Source organism: Anoxybacteroides voinovskiense (genome assembly GCF_014196205.1).
GTDB classification, from domain to species: Bacteria; Bacillota; Bacilli; order Bacillales; family Anoxybacillaceae; genus Anoxybacteroides; species Anoxybacteroides voinovskiense.
This window is the reverse complement of record NZ_JACIDE010000030.1, coordinates 1-17,388: the sequence shown is the minus strand read 5'-3', so window position 1 is coordinate 17,388 and position 17,388 is coordinate 1. Positions and strand designations below refer to the sequence as shown.

The 17,388-nt window shown below is 46.3% G+C and carries 17 protein-coding genes, 1 rRNA gene and 1 riboswitch; of the genes, 3 read left to right on the top strand and 15 right to left on the bottom strand.

Annotated elements, in window-relative coordinates:
* Nucleotides 1-6: 6 nt before the first annotated feature.
* Together GGR02_RS15335 and GGR02_RS15330 are read right to left on the bottom strand one after the other, a co-directional pair.
* Entirely contained in the window at nucleotides 7-1,014 is a 1,008-nt protein-coding gene (locus tag GGR02_RS15335; RefSeq protein WP_183185852.1) for a DUF3048 domain-containing protein, read from the bottom strand.
* A gap of 28 nt (nucleotides 1,015-1,042) precedes the next feature.
* A complete protein-coding gene (locus tag GGR02_RS15330) occupies nucleotides 1,043-2,782 on the bottom strand; it encodes an adenine deaminase C-terminal domain-containing protein (protein WP_183185851.1) in 1,740 nt (579 codons plus the stop codon).
* Nucleotides 2,783-2,877: 95 nt separating this feature from the next.
* On the opposite strand from GGR02_RS15330, the gene GGR02_RS15325 reads away from it, so the two are divergent.
* Together GGR02_RS15325 and GGR02_RS17865 are read left to right on the top strand one after the other, a co-directional pair.
* Nucleotides 2,878-3,123, top strand: coding sequence for a YgaP family membrane protein (locus GGR02_RS15325; RefSeq protein ID WP_183185850.1), 246 nt, complete (start codon nucleotides 2,878-2,880; stop codon nucleotides 3,121-3,123).
* Nucleotides 3,124-3,391: 268 nt separating this feature from the next.
* Nucleotides 3,392-3,493 (top strand): EYxxD motif small membrane protein, encoded by a 102-nt coding sequence (locus tag GGR02_RS17865; RefSeq protein WP_373286638.1) that lies wholly within the window; start codon nucleotides 3,392-3,394, stop codon nucleotides 3,491-3,493.
* On the opposite strand, the gene purD is transcribed toward GGR02_RS17865, so the two are convergent.
* The 12 genes from purD to purE form a co-directional block, all read right to left on the bottom strand.
* Nucleotides 3,459-4,739, bottom strand: coding sequence for a phosphoribosylamine--glycine ligase (gene purD / locus GGR02_RS15320; RefSeq protein ID WP_183185849.1), 1,281 nt, complete (start codon nucleotides 4,737-4,739; stop codon nucleotides 3,459-3,461). The genes GGR02_RS17865 and purD overlap by 35 nt on opposite strands.
* A gap of 11 nt (nucleotides 4,740-4,750) precedes the next feature.
* On the bottom strand, nucleotides 4,751-6,286 hold the full coding sequence (purH, locus tag GGR02_RS15315) for a bifunctional phosphoribosylaminoimidazolecarboxamide formyltransferase/IMP cyclohydrolase (RefSeq protein WP_183185848.1): 1,536 nt from the start codon (nucleotides 6,284-6,286) through the stop codon (nucleotides 4,751-4,753).
* On the bottom strand, nucleotides 6,279-6,857 hold the full coding sequence (gene purN / locus GGR02_RS15310) for a phosphoribosylglycinamide formyltransferase (protein ID WP_183185847.1): 579 nt from the start codon (nucleotides 6,855-6,857) through the stop codon (nucleotides 6,279-6,281). Before purN ends, purH begins: the two co-directional genes overlap by 8 nt.
* On the bottom strand, nucleotides 6,854-7,891 hold the full coding sequence (purM, locus tag GGR02_RS15305; protein WP_183185846.1) for a phosphoribosylformylglycinamidine cyclo-ligase: 1,038 nt from the start codon (nucleotides 7,889-7,891) through the stop codon (nucleotides 6,854-6,856). Before purM ends, purN begins: the two co-directional genes overlap by 4 nt.
* A gap of 57 nt (nucleotides 7,892-7,948) precedes the next feature.
* Nucleotides 7,949-9,337, bottom strand: a complete 1,389-nt coding sequence (purF, locus tag GGR02_RS15300; protein WP_183185845.1) for an amidophosphoribosyltransferase — start codon at nucleotides 9,335-9,337, stop codon at nucleotides 7,949-7,951.
* A complete protein-coding gene (purL, locus tag GGR02_RS15295) occupies nucleotides 9,313-11,538 on the bottom strand; it encodes a phosphoribosylformylglycinamidine synthase subunit PurL (RefSeq protein ID WP_183185844.1) in 2,226 nt (741 codons plus the stop codon). The genes purF and purL overlap by 25 nt, the downstream gene beginning before the upstream one ends.
* On the bottom strand, nucleotides 11,522-12,208 hold the full coding sequence (gene purQ / locus GGR02_RS15290) for a phosphoribosylformylglycinamidine synthase subunit PurQ (protein ID WP_183185843.1): 687 nt from the start codon (nucleotides 12,206-12,208) through the stop codon (nucleotides 11,522-11,524). Before purQ ends, purL begins: the two co-directional genes overlap by 17 nt.
* Nucleotides 12,205-12,459 (bottom strand): phosphoribosylformylglycinamidine synthase subunit PurS, encoded by a 255-nt coding sequence (gene purS / locus GGR02_RS15285; protein WP_183185842.1) that lies wholly within the window; start codon nucleotides 12,457-12,459, stop codon nucleotides 12,205-12,207. The genes purQ and purS overlap by 4 nt, the downstream gene beginning before the upstream one ends.
* A 3-nt stretch (nucleotides 12,460-12,462) precedes the next feature.
* Nucleotides 12,463-13,173: a phosphoribosylaminoimidazolesuccinocarboxamide synthase gene (purC, locus tag GGR02_RS15280; protein ID WP_183185841.1), complete on the bottom strand. Its 711-nt coding sequence runs from the start codon at nucleotides 13,171-13,173 to the stop codon at nucleotides 12,463-12,465.
* A 72-nt stretch (nucleotides 13,174-13,245) separates the two neighbouring features.
* Nucleotides 13,246-14,538, bottom strand: coding sequence for an adenylosuccinate lyase (gene purB / locus GGR02_RS15275; RefSeq protein WP_183185840.1), 1,293 nt, complete (start codon nucleotides 14,536-14,538; stop codon nucleotides 13,246-13,248).
* Nucleotides 14,531-15,682 carry a 5-(carboxyamino)imidazole ribonucleotide synthase gene (gene purK / locus GGR02_RS15270; RefSeq protein ID WP_183185839.1) on the bottom strand — a complete coding sequence of 384 codons (1,152 nt, stop codon included), beginning with the start codon at nucleotides 15,680-15,682 and terminating at the stop codon, nucleotides 14,531-14,533. Before purK ends, purB begins: the two co-directional genes overlap by 8 nt.
* Entirely contained in the window at nucleotides 15,666-16,154 is a 489-nt protein-coding gene (gene purE, locus GGR02_RS15265) for a 5-(carboxyamino)imidazole ribonucleotide mutase (RefSeq protein ID WP_183185838.1), read from the bottom strand. The genes purK and purE overlap by 17 nt, the downstream gene beginning before the upstream one ends.
* A gap of 108 nt (nucleotides 16,155-16,262) precedes the next feature.
* A riboswitch (purine riboswitch) is annotated at nucleotides 16,263-16,364 on the bottom strand.
* Nucleotides 16,365-16,529: 165 nt separating this feature from the next.
* On the opposite strand from purE, the gene GGR02_RS15260 reads away from it, so the two are divergent.
* A complete protein-coding gene (locus tag GGR02_RS15260) occupies nucleotides 16,530-16,976 on the top strand; it encodes an Hsp20/alpha crystallin family protein (RefSeq protein ID WP_183185837.1) in 447 nt (148 codons plus the stop codon).
* 320 nt (nucleotides 16,977-17,296) lie between these two features.
* On the opposite strand, the gene rrf is transcribed toward GGR02_RS15260, so the two are convergent.
* Nucleotides 17,297-17,388: ribosomal RNA gene (gene rrf / locus GGR02_RS15255) — 5S ribosomal RNA — on the bottom strand; the annotation flags it as partial.

The window sequence follows — 17,388 nt, the reverse complement described above, 5'->3', positions numbered from 1 at the left end:
CCTCCATTAATGATATTGCACAATGTCTAGCTGCGGCACAATATTTACCCACGTTTTCCCCGGCACAAACCCGACCGGCACCCCATTTTCATACGGCAATAGACGACCGTTGACATTTTTCCATTCGACAGCCCGCACGGTTCCGTTTTGAAACAAATACCCTTTTCCGCCTGATGTTAAATCAATATCGCGGCGACCGTAGCTGTCACTAATCGTGTGCTTGGCTGCGACGACAAACACATTTTGCACAAACACAGGCTCGTGCGTATCATAATCCATTGTTTGTTCTCCTGCACTATACCGGAAATACCCTTTTTTCTCTGGGATGTACATATATTGCACGCGAGCGTATGCTTGGCGAGAATAGGCAATTTCCACTTGTTTCGCCGGCTGTCCGTCCCCTTCGTTTTCAAAAAACGGCAACGGCTCGATATTTTCTTCAAGTGCATATCCTTTTTCTATTGCCCCTTTTTCAATGTTCGCAAACGTAATATAGGAGTTGTGGGGCGCTTTACGGAACGAAGCACGCTTAAATAACGTTCCGTCATAAAACAATCCATTCAAATAATCAGTCGCCCCTGATTCGAGCATTTGCTTCGCTTCTGGGCTCCAGCCGTGGCAAATGTACAAAGCGTCGAACCCTTTGCTTAATTCAATGTAATAATCACGCGCGCTGCGAACCGGTCCGACCTTTTCTGGAAATTCGCTTTGGAAAATGGCTAAAAAACGCGTCAAATCCCCTTCCGCTAATACTTCATACACGATGTCCGCTTTCGGTAATCCCGACTGCGGCCTTGCTTTCGGATGGTTGTTAATCATCACCGCTACTGCCCGATGAGTTGGTTTCGTTTCTGTAAGTTTCCCTGTCAGCGGAAAAACAAACGTTTGTTTCGGCGTACTCTCTTCTTGCTTTGGCGTTTCTTCCACTGGAGCAGTTCGTTCCTTTGGTTGTTCTTGTTTCGCACAGCCGCTAAATAAAAGTACACTAATGATCGCAAGTATCCACCGCTTCAATGCTCACACAACCTTTTTCTTTTATATTTTAACGCATTATCGACGGAAAGAGTATTGTTTTGTTCATGACATCATAAATTCCTTTTGGCGTAATACGAATATACGGCAAATGCGTCGATTGGAAAAACAAAAGCGAATACACCGGATCGGCAAAACGGTACCCTCTTTCGGCTAACATCGTTTTCAATCGTTTTTCTTCCATCATCAGTTCTTCGACCGGTTTCGTCGACATCACCCCGCCAAGCGGTAGCGGAATTTCATGAATGACTTCCCCGTCTTCCACAAGCACAATGCCTCCACCAATTTCGTTCATGCGCTGGAACGCCAGCAACATATCGCGTTTACTTTTTCCAATGATCAATAAATCACCCGTATTCGAGTAGGAACTAGCAAGCCCTTTCACGTGCGTTGCGAACCCTTTCACGACCGTATTCACTCGCCATTTTCCGTTTCGATCGACAAGCATGAAAAAGCTTTCATCATGGGCAGTCGATAATTCGTCGTGCGATGTATCAATGGAAATAGAGTACGGGCGCATAATGACGGAGTTTTCCATATACATTCCTAACGGCATCGAAAACTGCAAATCATCAAGCGAAAGCTGCCACGTTAGGCGAAGTGGCGCCATGCCAAACGCTCCCCAGTCGAGAGAAGAAACCGCTTTCGAATAACCATCCCGTTTCACCCACTGCCCTTTCGCTAGCACGCTAACCGGTGTCGGGTCATCTGGCGCCTGTAAAAAGTTAATATGGGCAATCCGTCCTGTTGTAATTGAACCGTGCAAATGCTCCATCTGATAATGGCGTGCGACGTTCACTGTCGCCATTTGGTAAGCGTCGATAATTGGCACCCCTTTTTCTATCGCAAGGCGAATCATTTGATCAATGATCCCATGTTCGTAAAACGATGGGGTTGAGCCGTCCGTCGTAAAAATCAAGCGGTCGTATTGCCCAATACCTAACGCTTTCATTTCTTCCAACAACACCGGCAAGTCTGGGCGAATCGACGAGTAGCGAAGCGACACCGTATATCCGTGCAATAGCCGTTCATACACTTCTTTTCCTGTCATCGCCTCATGGTCGCAGTCCGCACCGATAAGCATCATCTTTGTAAGCGTTTTCTCCGAAGCGCCAGGAAAATGGCCTTCGATTTGTTTTTTCATTTGCTTTGCTTCTTGAATCCAATAAAGCATCGCATCATCACCAGCAAGAAGCCGTGGCCATCCGGTCAACTCGCCTCCTTGCACAACCGTTTTTTGTCGTAACCATTCTTTTATTGCCGCATACGAAAACTTCTCTTCCTCGTTTTCTAGTTCGGTTTGTCCATCAAAACGACACCACCAATACATCGTCACTGGAAACGATTCAGCAGCGCGCAAAAAAGAAAACGCTTTCTTTTTAGACAATTGTAATACCAGCATTAAGTTGTCATTAATGATGGTCGTCGTTCCCCATTTGGCTGCATATTCCGCAAACGTCTGGGGATTATATAACTGAAATGGATGCGCATGTGGCTCGATATACCCTGGGACTAAATAATAGCCGCTGCAATCGATCACTTCGCACTGTTCTAGCTTGCTCGGTAGCCGCTCGCCAACATACACGATGCGGTCTTGATCAATCCAAATGTTCCCTTTTTTCCATTGGTGCAAATAAGTGTGCAAATAAGTAGCGTTCGTCAGCACTTTCTCCGGCGATCGTTTTCCATCGATAATCGCCAATTGCTCGCGAAGCTGCTCGCTACTCCAGCGGTATCGTTGTTCTGCCATGTCCATCCCCGTTCCTTTGTTTCCTAAATTGTACCATGTAACCATTTTACCGCATTAAAGTCATTTTCACAAACAAAAAATGAGGAGGAAAAAACATGAAAGTAAACATCGGAATTGGAAACGCCTTGATTCGAATTACGTGCGGGTTGACATTGCTTGCTTGGGCAACAGCGAAGATGGTGAAACGTCCGTGGCGTGATTCATATGTAGTAATAGCGATGCTAGCTGCTATGAAAGTAGCGGAAGGAATTACTCGTTTTTGTCCGCTAACCGCTATATTCGAAAAATACCAACAAGCAGAAGAAAAGAAAGAAGAAACAGGAGTGGCGAATCCCACATAAAAAATGCATTTAGAAATTCATCTTTCATACAAAATAGGTTAAATTTAGATATAAGAAAAGCGCAAAGCGCCCGCCTATCGGCGAAGATCGCACAAGCCCCACCGAGGAGGCTTCGCCGCCGCAGCGTGGGGCGGAGCGACTCGAGCCGATGGCGCTTGGAGCTAGACAGCGCTCCACCTAATGGTAAGATTTTATACTTTCTTACCATTCAATAAAAAGGGTGCCCTATTTAGGACACCCCCAATCCATGTAACAAGGAGAGAATGATATGGTGCTTGAGTATATGACCGATACGTTATTTGTATTAGCAATGTTGATTGGTGGCATTATCGCCATTATGTTTGTTTTTGTTCGGAAAAAGCGCGTTTGATTGCTTTATACCCAATGTCGCGCCGATAAAACAATTGGTCGCAGCGTACTTTCGCAATTTCGTCGTACACTTCGCGCTGCGCTTCTTGAAGTGTCGCTCCTTTCGCCGCCACTAATAACACGCGACCGCCGTTTGTCCGCAGCACATCTTCTCGTTTCGTCCCAGCGTGAAATACAAGCGTGCTTTCTTTTAACGTTTCTAATCCAGCAATTTCTGCGCCTTTTTCGTACGCTTCTGGATAGCCTTTTGCGGCTAAAACGACACCAAGCACCGCTTCATCCGTCCACGTTAACGAAACGTCTTTTCCGTCCAACAAATCAAGCAGGAATGAAACGAGATCCGTTTCAAGACGAGGCAGGACAACTTGCGCTTCTGGATCACCAAAACGGGCGTTAAATTCAATTACCTTCGGCCCTTCATTAGTAGCAATAAGTCCCGCATATAAAACGCCAGTAAACGGACATCCTTCCGTCACGAGCGCTTTTGCGGCTGGGGAAACAATTTGTTTGACCGCTTGTTCGACAACGTCATCAGCAATTTGTGGCACAGGAGAATATGCACCCATCCCCCCTGTATTTGGCCCTTCATCGTTGTCAAACGCCCGCTTATGGTCTTGGGCAATCACCATCGGATACACTTTTTCGCCATGCACAAACGCCATAAGCGAAAATTCTTCCCCTACTAAAAACTGCTCAATGACGACTTGTTCGCTTGCTTTGCCAAATTTTTTCTCTACCATCATTTCATGTAACGCTTCGAGCGCCTCCCCTACTGTCATCGCGACAACAACCCCTTTTCCTGCCGCGAGCCCGTCGGCTTTAATGACAATAGGCGCCCCTTTTTGCTCGACGTACGCTTTCGCTTCTTCATAAGAGGTAAACGATTCGTACTCCGCTGTCGGTATGCCGTATTTTTTCATTAGTTGCTTCGCAAACGCTTTGCTTCCTTCAATTAGCGCCGCCTCTTTGCGCGGGCCGAAAATACGCAATCCTTCTGCCTGAAAACGATCGACCACTCCTTGTAAAAGCGGCGCTTCCGGTCCAACGATCGTTAAATCAATGCCCTCTTGTTTAGCAAATTGCACAAGCGCTTCTATCTCATGCTCTTCCACTGGAACAAGTTCAGCAACTTCAGCCATTCCAGGATTTCCTGGCGCCGCGTATAGTTTCGTGAGGAGCGGACTTTGCGCCACTTTCCACGCAATCGCGTGTTCTCGTCCACCACGGCCAATAATCAGCACTTTCATCTCGTTCCCCCCTAGTGTTTAAAATGACGTACTCCAGTAAAGACCATTGCTATCCCGTATTCATCGGCCTTTTGAATCGATTCTTCATCGCGAATCGACCCGCCCGGTTGAATTATTGCCGTAATGCCTGCTTTTGCTGCTGCTTCGACCGTATCGCTCATCGGGAAAAAGGCGTCTGACGCTAATGCGGCGCCGTGTGCTTTTTCACCAGCTTGCTCAATCGCAATTTTTGCCGCACCGACTCGGTTCATTTGACCTGCTCCGACCCCGATTGTCATGCCATCTTTCGCCAATACAATCGCATTCGATTTGACATGTTTGACGACTTTCCAAGCGAGCTGCAAATCTTCCCATTCTTTGTCTGTCGGTTCACGTTTTGTAACTACTTTCAGCTCTGCGTCATCAAGCGTATACCGGTCTTCGTCTTGGACAAGCAAGCCGCCTTTGACCGATACAAACATTGGCTCGTTCTTTTCCGCTGCAGCAAAATCAACCGTCAACAAGCGAATGTTTTTCTTCTGCGTCAAAATCGCTAACGCTTCTTCACTAAACGACGGCGCAATAATAATTTCTAAGAAAATTTCGTGCATCTTCCAAGCGGTATCACGATCCACCTCACGATTAAGGGCAACAATTCCACCAAAAATAGACGTTGGATCCGCTTCGTACGCTCGTGTAAAAGCTTCAAAAACTGTTTCTCCTACCCCGACTCCGCACGGATTCATATGTTTAACCGCCACCGCTGCGGCGCTCGTAAATTCCTTCACAATTTGCAATGCAGCGTTTGCATCGTTAATGTTATTGTACGACAATTCTTTTCCGTGCAATTGTTTCGCTGCGGCAATCGAGAACGTCGAGCCTAACGGCTTTTCATAAAAGGCCGCACTTTGGTGCGGATTTTCCCCATATCTTAAGTCTTGCTTTTTTGTAAACGTGACCGTCAACGTTTCTGGATACGATTCGCCGGCTTGTTTCGTTAAATAGTCGGCAATCATCGCGTCATATGCCGCCGTATGACGAAACACTTTCGCCGCTAACTTTCCTTTCGTTTCTTTTGATACGTCCCCCGTTGCTTTTAACTCTTTTAGCACCGTTTCATAGTCGGCTGGATCGACAACGACCGTCACATGTTCGTGGTTTTTCGCTGCGGCTCGAAGCATCGTCGGCCCACCGATGTCAATGTTTTCAATTGCTTCCATAAAAGTAACGTCAGGCTTCGCAATCGTCTGCTGAAACGGATACAAGTTGACGGCGACTAAATCGATTGGTGTGATCTCATGTTCCTCTAGCTGTTCGACGTGGCGGGGATTGCTACGAATCGCCAATAAACCACCATGAATCATCGGATGAAGCGTCTTGACACGCCCATCTAAAATTTCTGGAAATCCGGTGACATCAGAAATGCTAATGACTGGAATCCCTTCTTGCTCCAATGCTTTTTTCGTTCCGCCGGTCGAAATAATTTCGACCCCTAACTCTACTAATTGCTTCGCGAATGAAACGATTCCTTCTTTATTGGAAACGCTCAACAATGCCCGTTTAATCATTTGCTTCGACCCTTTCAAGCAATGTTTTTAATACAGCTGGATATAGTTCGTGTTCGATGGCGTGAATTTTTTGTTCCACCTCTTCTAACGACTCCCCTTCTTCAATAAGAACCGCTCGTTGCGCAATAATCGGTCCGGTATCCATTCCTTCATCGACATAGTGCACCGTAACACCTGTTATTTTGACACCATATCGGTACGCTTGTCCAATCGCATCTTTTCCTGGAAACGCTGGCAACAACGACGGATGAATGTTCACGATTCGCCCGTCGTAAGCAGCAAGAAGCGTCGGACCGATTAAACGCATATAGCCAGCCAACGCAATAAAATCAATGTCGTGCGCGATAAGCTGCGCTAAAATGTCACGTTCAAAATCCGCTTTTGTCACATATTCTTTCGGACGAAAAACAAACGTCGGAATCCCTTCTTTTTTCGCCCGCTCCACCACTTTTGCTTCGGGGCGGTCGCATACTAATAACGCCACTTCCATCGCTAGTTCCCCACGTTTGACGGCATCGACAATCGCTTGAAAATTCGTTCCGCTCCCAGAGGCAAATATCGCAAGCTTCATTCCATCGCCCCTCCTGCAAATACGACCCCTTCGCCTTGTTTTACGCGACCGATTAAATATGCTTTCTCTCCAAGTTGCTCGAGCCGTTCGAGAAGCGGCTGGATCGCTTCGCTGTCGACCGCCATCACTAAGCCGATGCCCATGTTAAAAATATTAAACATTTCTTGGCGGACAAGCTTTCCTTTCTCCTGCAGCAAATCAAAAATCGGCGGAATCGGCCAAGAACCGTAATCAATTTCTGCACATACCCCTTTCGGCAACATGCGCGGAATATTTTCGACAAATCCCCCGCCAGTAATGTGCGCCATTCCTTTGATCGGAAACTCTTTCAGTACGGAGAGCACTGGTTTGACATAAATGCGTGTCGGCTTTAACAATTCCTCGCCTAACGGAAGCGACAAACCATATGTTGCTTGCAAATCAAGCCGCGCTTCTTCTAACACAATTTTCCGCACAAGTGAATACCCGTTGCTATGAATGCCGTTTGAGGCAAGCCCGATTAACGCATCGCCCGCTTGAATCGTTTCCCCTGTAATTAATTTCGCTTTCTCGGCAATGCCGACGGCGAATCCTGCCACATCATACTCGTCCTCTTGATACATGCCCGGCATTTCCGCTGTTTCTCCACCAACCAACGCACAGCCTGCTTGTACACAGCCATCAGAAATACCTTTCACAATTTGCTCAATTTTTTCCGGAACAGCTTTGCCGCACGCGATATAATCGAGGAAAAACAGTGGCTCTGCCCCTTGCACAACGATATCGTTGACGCACATCGCTACACAGTCAACGCCGATTGTATCATGTTTATCTAACAAAAACGCGAGCATTAACTTTGTGCCGACCCCGTCTGTTCCTGATACGAGCACCGGCTCATCATAACGAAATTTCGATAAATCAAACATGCCGCCGAACCCGCCAAGCCCACCGATTACTTCCGGACGAACGGTTTTTTGCACGTGTTTTTTCATTAACGATACAGCTTTATATCCGGCCTCAATGTCTACTCCTGCTCGTTTATATGCGTCCGCCACCTATGTTTCCCCCTTTTCTCAGTCCGTGAGCGATACTTCCAAATGATAAATGCGTTCTTATTCGTGATACGTCTTTGTCGGATACGTTCCGGTAAAACAAGCCATACATTGCCCGTGCCATTTCGAATCTTTCGGGCGGCCAATCGCTTCTAATAGCCCTTCTTCACTTAAAAAGGCAAGCGAATCTGCCCCAATCATTTGTCGAATTTCTTCGACGGAATGGGTAGCCGCAATCAATTCTGCTTTTGTCGGGGTATCGATGCCGTAAAAACATGGATGGGTAATCGGCGGAGAGCTAATGCGTACGTGCACTTCTTTCGCCCCTGCTTCACGCAGCATATTTACAATCCGCTTGCTTGTCGTACCGCGAACAATCGAGTCGTCGACCATCACGACTCGCTTACCTGCCACTACCCCACGCACTGGTGATAGCTTCATTTTCACCCCTTGTTCCCGTAGCGATTGCGACGGCTGGATAAACGTTCGCCCAACATAACGATTTTTAATTAAACCTAGCTCATACGGAATGCCTGTTACTTCTGCATAGCCGATCGCGACAGAAATGCTCGAATCCGGTACACCGGTCACCACATCAGCTTCCACTGGCGCCTCAAACGCCAGACGTTTTCCTAAATTTTTGCGAGCCGTATGAATATTAATGCCATCGACATTGCTATCTGGACGCGCAAAATAAATGTATTCCATGCTGCAAATCGAACGAGGGCGTTTTTCCGCATAGCGTTCCGAATAAACGCCTTCTTTGCTAATAATAATCAATTCTCCTGGTTCCACTTCCCGCTCATACGTAGCGCCGACAACATCGAACGCACACGTTTCCGATGCAACAACATACGCATCGCCAAGACGGCCAATCGAAAGGGGACGAAATCCTTGTGGGTCTAAAGCGATATAAAGTTCTGTTTCCGTCAAAAGAAGAAACGCAAACGCCCCTTCTAAATACGTCAACGCCACTTTAATTTGTTCTTTTAGCGTCGGGGCCATGCTGCGCCGAATTAAATGGGCAAACACTTCCGTATCGGATGTCGTTTGAAAAATACTCCCTTGTTGTTCAAGACGAAGTTTCAGATCAGCAGCATTTACTAAATTGCCGTTATGAGCCAACGCAATGCTTCCGCTTTGGGAGCGGAACAAGAGGGGCTGCACGTTTTCGTAGCCCCCGCCTCCTGCCGTTGCATAGCGAACATGACCGATTGCTGCTGTCCCGCTTAATTGTTGTAGCGCTCCGTCGCTAAATACTTCCGTTACTAAGCCGAGCCCTTTATGGCCTTTTAACGTTTCGCCATTGGCGACAACAATGCCCGCTCCTTCTTGACCGCGGTGCTGCAAACTATGCAACCCGTAATACGTCAATTGTGCCGCCTCTTTATGACCAAAAATACCAAAAATTCCACACTCTTCATTTAAGCCTTTGATTTCAGCAAGCATGGAATAGCTCCTTTCCATACGCTTCTCAGTTGTTCTGCCGAAAGAGAAATGAGCGTCTCACCTGCTTCGCTTTCGATAGAAAGCGTTCCGTCTGCGGTCACTTCACCAATCGCTTTTGCTTCTACAAGCTGTTCAAACGCTTCTTTGTTTTCTTTTTTCACCGAAACGACAAAACGAGATTGCGTTTCGCTAAACAATTCTGCGACGAAATCGCCGCTAATGGTGACTTTCGCCCCCAATCCTTCGGCGCTCATTACACACTCCGCTAATGCTACAGACAGCCCACCTTCCGCAACATCGTGCGCCGACGCAACGAGCCCCGCTCGAATCGCTTTAAGAAGCGCTTCTTGCCGAGCCGCTTCTACTTCTAAGTCAATGCTTGGTGCTTTCCCGAAAATGCACCCTTCTAACCATTTTTGTAATTCGCTCCCGCCAAATTCTTGGGTTGCTTCACCGATGACATAAATAATATCGCCTGCTTGCTTGAACGATTGCGTCGTAATATGGGCGACGTCTTCAATAAGCCCGACCATACCGACAATTGGCGTCGGATAAATCGCTCCCCCGTTCGTTTCGTTGTAAAGCGATACGTTTCCGCTAATGACAGGAGTTGCAAGCGCACGACACGCTTCGCTCATGCCATCGACCGCTTTTTCTAGCTGCCAAAAAATTTCTGGTTTTTCTGGGGAGCCAAAGTTTAAGCAATCGGTAATCGCAAGTGGCTTAGCCCCCGAACAAACGACGTTTCGCGCCGCTTCAGCAACAGTAATTTTTCCGCCTGTTTCTGGGTCTAAATATACGTAGCGAGAGTTGCAGTCCGTTGTCATCGCTAACGCTTTTTTTGTTCCGCGAATGCGGACGACTGCCGCATCGGAACCAGGCGCAACGACCGTGTTCGTCCGCACCATATAGTCGTATTGGTCATACACCCACTCTTTGCTTGCAATCGTTGGTTGAGCAAGTAATGCAAGCAACGTTTCTTCATAGTTTTCGATGTGCGGAATATAGTCCATTTGCTGAAATTCTCGATAATACGCTGGCTCACTAGACGGTTTATGATAGACAGGCGCATCTTTTGCTAAGGCGTCCACTGGGATTTCCGCGACGACTTCCCCTTGAAAATAAAGGCGAAGCATTTTATCGTCCGTTACTTGGCCAATCGCTTTTGCCTCTAGTCCATATTTGGCAAATAAATCGCTAATTTCTTGTTCTCGCCCTTTTTTCACAACAAGTAGCATTCGTTCTTGTGATTCCGAAAGCATCATTTCATACGGTGTCATACCTAGTTCACGCTGTGGAACGAGGTCTAAATTCATTTCAATCCCAACGCCCGCTTTGCTCGCCATTTCCGCTGAAGAACTAGTGAGACCTGCCGCCCCCATATCTTGAATGCCGACTAACGCATCGGAGTGAACAACTTCTAAACACGCTTCAAGCAATAGCTTTTCCATGAATGGGTCGCCAACTTGCACCGCTGGACGTTTCGCCTCAGATGCTTCGGTCAACTCTTCCGACGCAAACGTCGCTCCGTGAATGCCGTCGCGACCAGTTTTTGCTCCGACATACATCACCGTATTTCCGACGCCGGACGCTACTCCACGTTGAATATCTTCATGGCGAATTAACCCGACGCACATCGCATTAACGAGCGGATTCCCTTCGTACGCCTCATCAAATTGTACTTCCCCGCCAACCGTTGGAATGCCGACGCAGTTTCCGTACCCAGCAATTCCTGCTACGACATGTTCAAACAAATATTTCACCCTTGGCGATGTTAGTTCACCAAAACGAAGCGAATTCAATAGCGCGATTGGGCGTGCCCCCATCGAAAAGACGTCGCGAATAATGCCACCGACCCCTGTTGCTGCCCCTTGGTACGGTTCAATCGCTGATGGGTGGTTATGGCTCTCAATTTTAAACGCTACCGCTAACCCGTCCCCAATATCGACAATGCCTGCTCCTTCTCCTGGACCTTGCAACACATGCTCTCCGTCAGTCGGAAATTTTTTTAGCACAGGCTTGGAATTTTTATAGCTACAATGTTCCGACCACATAACAGAGAAAATACCTGTTTCCGTATAGTTTGGCAAACGGCCGAGAATGCGTTCTATCATCGCAAATTCTTCGTCCGTCAATCCCATTTCACGATAGAGCTTTTCTTCCTTAATTGTTGTTGGACTTGGCTCAAGAAGTAACGACATGTTTCACCCTCCAATATTTCACGATCGATTGGAACAACTTAAGTCCGTCCGCACTTCCAAGCAACGCATCAACTGCACGCTCCGGATGCGGCATCATTCCAAGCACGTTTCCTTTTTCATTCATAATCCCGGCAATATTGTCTAAACTTCCGTTCGGATTTTCGTCGTGGTAGCGGAAAATGATTTGCCGATTGTCCATCAATTTTTGTAGCGTTTCTTCATCGCAATAATAATTGCCTTCGCCATGAGCAATTGGGATCGTAATCACTTCTCCTTGTTCATATAGCGACGTAAACATTGTTTCATTATTTTCCACCCTTAGTGTCACTGGTCGACAGATGAATTTAAGGCTATTATTGCGGCGCATCGCTCCCGGCAACAATCCCGCCTCTAATAAAATTTGAAACCCGTTGCACACGCCAAGAATCGGCTTCCCTTCCTCCGCTGCTTGTTGGATTGCTTTCATCACGTTAGAGAAACGGGCAATCGCTCCTGAGCGGAGATAGTCACCGTATGAAAAACCGCCCGGTAATAAAATCGCATCAAATGCATCAAGCGAATCGGCTGTATGCCATACGTATTCGACTTCTTCCCCTAATTCATCTTTAATCGCATGATACATATCGACATCGCAGTTCGACCCTGGAAAAACAATGACCGCAAATTTCACTGGACGACGACCTCCTCGATGTCGTAACGATAATCTTCAATGACAGTATTCGCTAATAGTTTTTCACACATTTCGCGAACAAGCTCCTCAATATCCCGTTCGCTTTTTTCAATCACTAGTTCCATAAATTTGCCGATGCGGACATCTTGCACTTCACGATACGATAAGCTATGCAGCGCTCCTTTCACGGCCGTCCCTTGTGGATCTAATACGTTTTCACGCAATGTGACATAGACTTTTACTTTATACATCATTTATCCCCCTAATCTTTGCAAAATAATTTCGTATGCATCCGTTAAGCTTCCTAAATCCCGACGAAAGACATCTTTATCAAACTTTTCATTTGTTTCCATGTCCCATAACCGGCACGTATCCGGTGAAATTTCATCCGCTAATACAATCTTTCCTTCCGCATCAAAGCCAAACTCCAACTTAAAATCAACGAGGCGGACACGACAATGTTGAAAATGTTGGGTGAGGATCTCATTGACCTTTAAAGCGTACGCCTTCAACACTGCAAGTTGTTCTGAAGTGGCAAGCTTTAAAATGGCAATGTGGTCTTCCAACAATAGAGGGTCGCCAAGTTCATCGTTTTTGTAATAAAACTCAATAAGCGGTTTTTCTAGACTCGTCCCTTCAGCGATGCCAAGCCGCTTCGCTAAACTTCCAGCGACATAATTGCGGACAACAACTTCAAGAGGAATAATCGTTACTTTTTTGACTAATTGCTCCGTATCAGAAAGTTTTTGAATAAAATGATTTTCGACGCCAGCTTCGTGTAGCTTCGAGAATAACAAGCTCGTAATTTCGTTATTTAAACGCCCTTTCCCAGCAATCGTCGCTTTTTTTTCGCCATTAAATGCTGTCGCGCTATCTTTATAAGCAATCCAAAGGACGTTCTCGTCATCCGTTTTATACACTTTTTTCGCTTTTCCTTCGTAAAGCAGCTCTAGTTTTTTGACCATGACAAAAGGCCTCCTAGACAGAATATTAGGAATTTTCCTGTTGTTACATAGGTAAGGAGTCCCTTACCTATGTTATAACCCTAACCGTTCAAAAATCGTATCGACATGTTTCAAGTGGTAGTGGTAATCAAAGCAGTCCTCAATTTGTTCTTTCGTTAAGCGACTCGTAATCGCCTCATCGGCTTCGATTAGCGTCCGGAACGGAACTTGCGTTTCCCACGCTTCCATCGCTTTCGGCTGCACTAAATCATACGCTTCTTCGCGCGTCATTCCGGTGTCAATGAGCGCTAATAACACGCGTTGCGAATAGATGAGCCCGAGCGTGCGATCCATATTTCGCTTCATATTTTCTGGGAATACGGTCAAGTTTTTCACAATGTTGGCAAATCGGTTCAACATGTAGTTGAGCGCAATCGTTGCATCTGGTAAAATAATGCGTTCCGCAGACGAATGGGAAATATCCCGTTCATGCCATAGCGGGACGTTTTCATACGCCGTTAGCATATAGCCACGAATGACGCGCGCCATACCTGTCATATTTTCCGAACCAATCGGATTGCGTTTATGTGGCATCGCGGATGACCCTTTTTGCCCCTTCGCAAAAAATTCTTCGACTTCGCGCGTTTCGCTTTTTTGCAGCCCACGAATTTCAACGGCAAACTTTTCAATCGATGTCGCAATTAGCGCCAACGTCGCCATGTAATGCGCATGGCGGTCACGCTGCAACGTTTGCGTCGAAATTGGCGCTGGCTCTAATCCGAGTTTTTCACACACATATTTTTCAACAAACGGCTCAATGTTTGCATACGTTCCGACGGCACCGGAAATTTTTCCGACACGCACCGTTTCTGCCGCTTGCTTGAAACGCTCTAAGTTTCGCTGCATTTCCGCATACCAAAGCGCTAGTTTTAAGCCAAACGTCGTCGGTTCGGCATGAACGCCATGTGTGCGCCCCATCATCACTGTGTATTTATGCTCTTGCGCTTTTTCCTTTAACACGTGAATAAAATTCTCTAAATCGCGCAATAAAATCTCATTGGCTTGCTTTAATAAATACGATAATGCTGTATCGACAACATCGGTCGATGTAAGTCCATAATGCACCCACTTTCGCTCTTCACCAAGCGTTTCTGAAACCGCTCGGGTAAAAGCAACAACATCGTGGCGCGTTTCTTCCTCAATTTCTTTAATGCGCTGAATGTCGAATGAAGCATGTTTTCGGATTTTCTCTACGTCTTCTTTTGGAATAACTCCAAGCTCCGACCACGCTTCACACGCTAAAATTTCGACTTCTAGCCATGCCTTAAAGCGATTTTCTTCAGTCCAAATCGCTCCCATTTCTGGTCTAGTGTACCGTTCAATCATGTGTATCCTCCTCTTTCCAAATGTGAAAGCTGCTGATGAGTTGCAACGCGTCTTCCACCGTTTCCGCAAGCACCGTGACATGCCCCATTTTCCGTTTTTTCTTCGCTTCCTTTTTCCCATACAAATGCAGATGGGCATGTTGTAGTTTCGCAATATTGTCCATGATCGGCTGCACATGCTCACCTAAAATATTGACCATCACTGCCGGCGTCAACAATTTCGTACTTCCTAACGGCCAATTACAAATGGCACGAACGTGCTGCTGAAATTGAGACGTTGCACAAGCATTAATTGTATAATGACCAGAGTTGTGTGGTCTAGGGGCAAGTTCGTTAATATATATATTTCCTTCGTTTGTTAAAAACATTTCGACCGCCAGCGTACCTACAAGCTCAAAATGTTGCGCCAACGTTTTCGCGTACGAGATGGCCTTTTCTTGCGCTGCTTCCGATGTACGAGCAGGGACGATTGTTTGATGTAAAATATTCTCCACATGAATGTTTTCCCCTACTGGAAAAACACTCGTTTCGCCTAATCCATTACGGACAACAATTACCGAAATTTCTTTTTCAAAAGAAAGCCAACTTTCTAATACGCAAGCGCCTGCTTGTAATAACACGGCTGCTTTCTCTATATCTTCTTGGCAGCGAATGACTGCTTGTCCCTTTCCGTCATACCCACCGCGGCACGTTTTTAACACACACGGAAAGCCAAGCTGCTCCACCCCCGTCCATAACTCATCCACCGAGTGAATTTCTAAATAAGGTGCAACAGGAAGCCCTGCATTAGTAATCGCTTTTTTTTCCATCGCACGGTCTTGGGTAATCGCTAGCAATTGGCTACCTTGCGGGACGTAGGCATGCTGAACTAGCCAATCAAGCGCATGAGCATCAATGTTTTCAAACTCGTACGTAATCACATCGCTGACATCTGCCAATGTTTTAATTGCTTCCAAATCGCTATATTCTCCAATAATTTCGACATCTGCTACTTGACTACAAGGAGAATTAGGCACCGGGTCAAGCACCGCCACACGAAACCCCATTTCTTTTGCGGCAATGGCCATCATCCGGCCGAGCTGTCCACCGCCAATAATGCCTACTGTCTGCCCTGGGAGAATGGTACGCTTACTCAAGCTGATCACTACTTTCTAATACGTCTTGGCGAATACGTTCTCTTCGCTTTTTTAATGCTTCCATATATTTCGGTTCGTACGTTCCAAGAATGGCGGCTGCTAAAAGCCCAGCATTCGTAGCTCCCGCTTTGCCGATCGCTACCGTTGCCACCGGTACGCCGCCTGGCATTTGAACAATCGATAAAAGCGAGTCGAGCCCATTCAACGCTTTCGACTGTACCGGCACCCCGATAACCGGAAGCGTTGTTTTCGCCGCCACCATTCCCGGCAAATGTGCAGCTCCTCCAGCGCCAGCAATAATGACTTTAATTCCTCGTTCTTCGGCTGTTTCGGCATATGCAAACATGTAGTCAGGCGTCCGATGAGCAGAAACAACTTTTTTTTCAAACGGTATTTCCAACTCTGTTAGTATGTCACAGGCATATTTCATCGTATCCCAATCCGATTGACTTCCCATAATTATCCCGACAAGTGGTTGCATTCATTTCACCCCATGCTTTTACCATAATAAAAACCCAGAACAAGCGTTCCTGTTCTAAGGGAAAGCATCGTTCTGGGCATACCTCGGCCATAGAATGGCAAAAAAAGCCGTTCCGATCCTTTCCCTCATAGTCCAATAATTTACGGTTATTGGGTAGAAACTTTTGGGCCATATTCCCAAGATTATATGAGGGAATGTAATGAAGTTACCACTATCTTATCAATGTTTTTGTTAAAATGTCAACATAGAATCGAACATTTGACAAAAAAATATAGATAATGTTCGGTTTTTGCTAAATTCACCAATTGTCATTTTCTACATATAAATAAGGTAGATTCGTTTCGGGCGAATACGAAGGAAAGAAGGGGGAGGGAGATGAAAACAAACCCTTTTGGTGCATTTCCTGACTGGACAAAACAGTGGGAACAGTTTTTTCAACATGATTTTTGGGGGAGCTTTCAACCCTTTTTCCAACAGCAACCAAAATCTGAAAACAGCTCTGGCTTAAACATATATAAAAAAGAAAACGAGTTATTAATTGTTATTTGTCTGCCAGGATTGGAAAGTTTAGAACATGTAGAACTTTATACTTATTATAAAACGTTGGAAATTAAAGCGACAATCAACTTGCAATTCGAAGGGTTTGAGCTAGTAGAAGAAGGGATTTTTCAAGGAACGTGGGAAAAAACGATTGCGCTGCCGTTTGCGGTAAAAGAAGAGCGAGTGGAAGCGACCTATCACCACGGACTGCTTATGATTCATCTCCACCGTGCAATCCCTGAAGAACGGAAAAAGCGAATTGAAATTAAGCGGATGGAATAAGAAAAGCGCAAAGCGCCCGCCTATCGGCGAAGATCGCACAAGCCCCACCGAGGAGGCTTCGCCGCCGCAGCGTGGGGCGGAGCAACTCGAGCCGATGGCGCTTGGAGCTAGACAGCGCCCCACCTAATCGTAAAATTTTATACTTTCTTACCTTATAAGAAAAGCGACTACCCTGTACACAGGCTAGCCGCTTTTTTATTTGCACCTTTTTCCGCCGGTGCTTTTTATGGGGGAGAGGATTTTAATGGCGTTAATAAAAACGCAAATTAAACTGGACAAAAAAAGTTAGAGACCGGTTTTCCGTTCTCTAACCGTTGTCCGCCTAGCAACGTCCTACTCTTGCAGGGGCGCTAGCCCCAACTACCATCGGCGCTGGAGAGCTTAACTTCCGTGTTCGGGATGGGAACGGGTG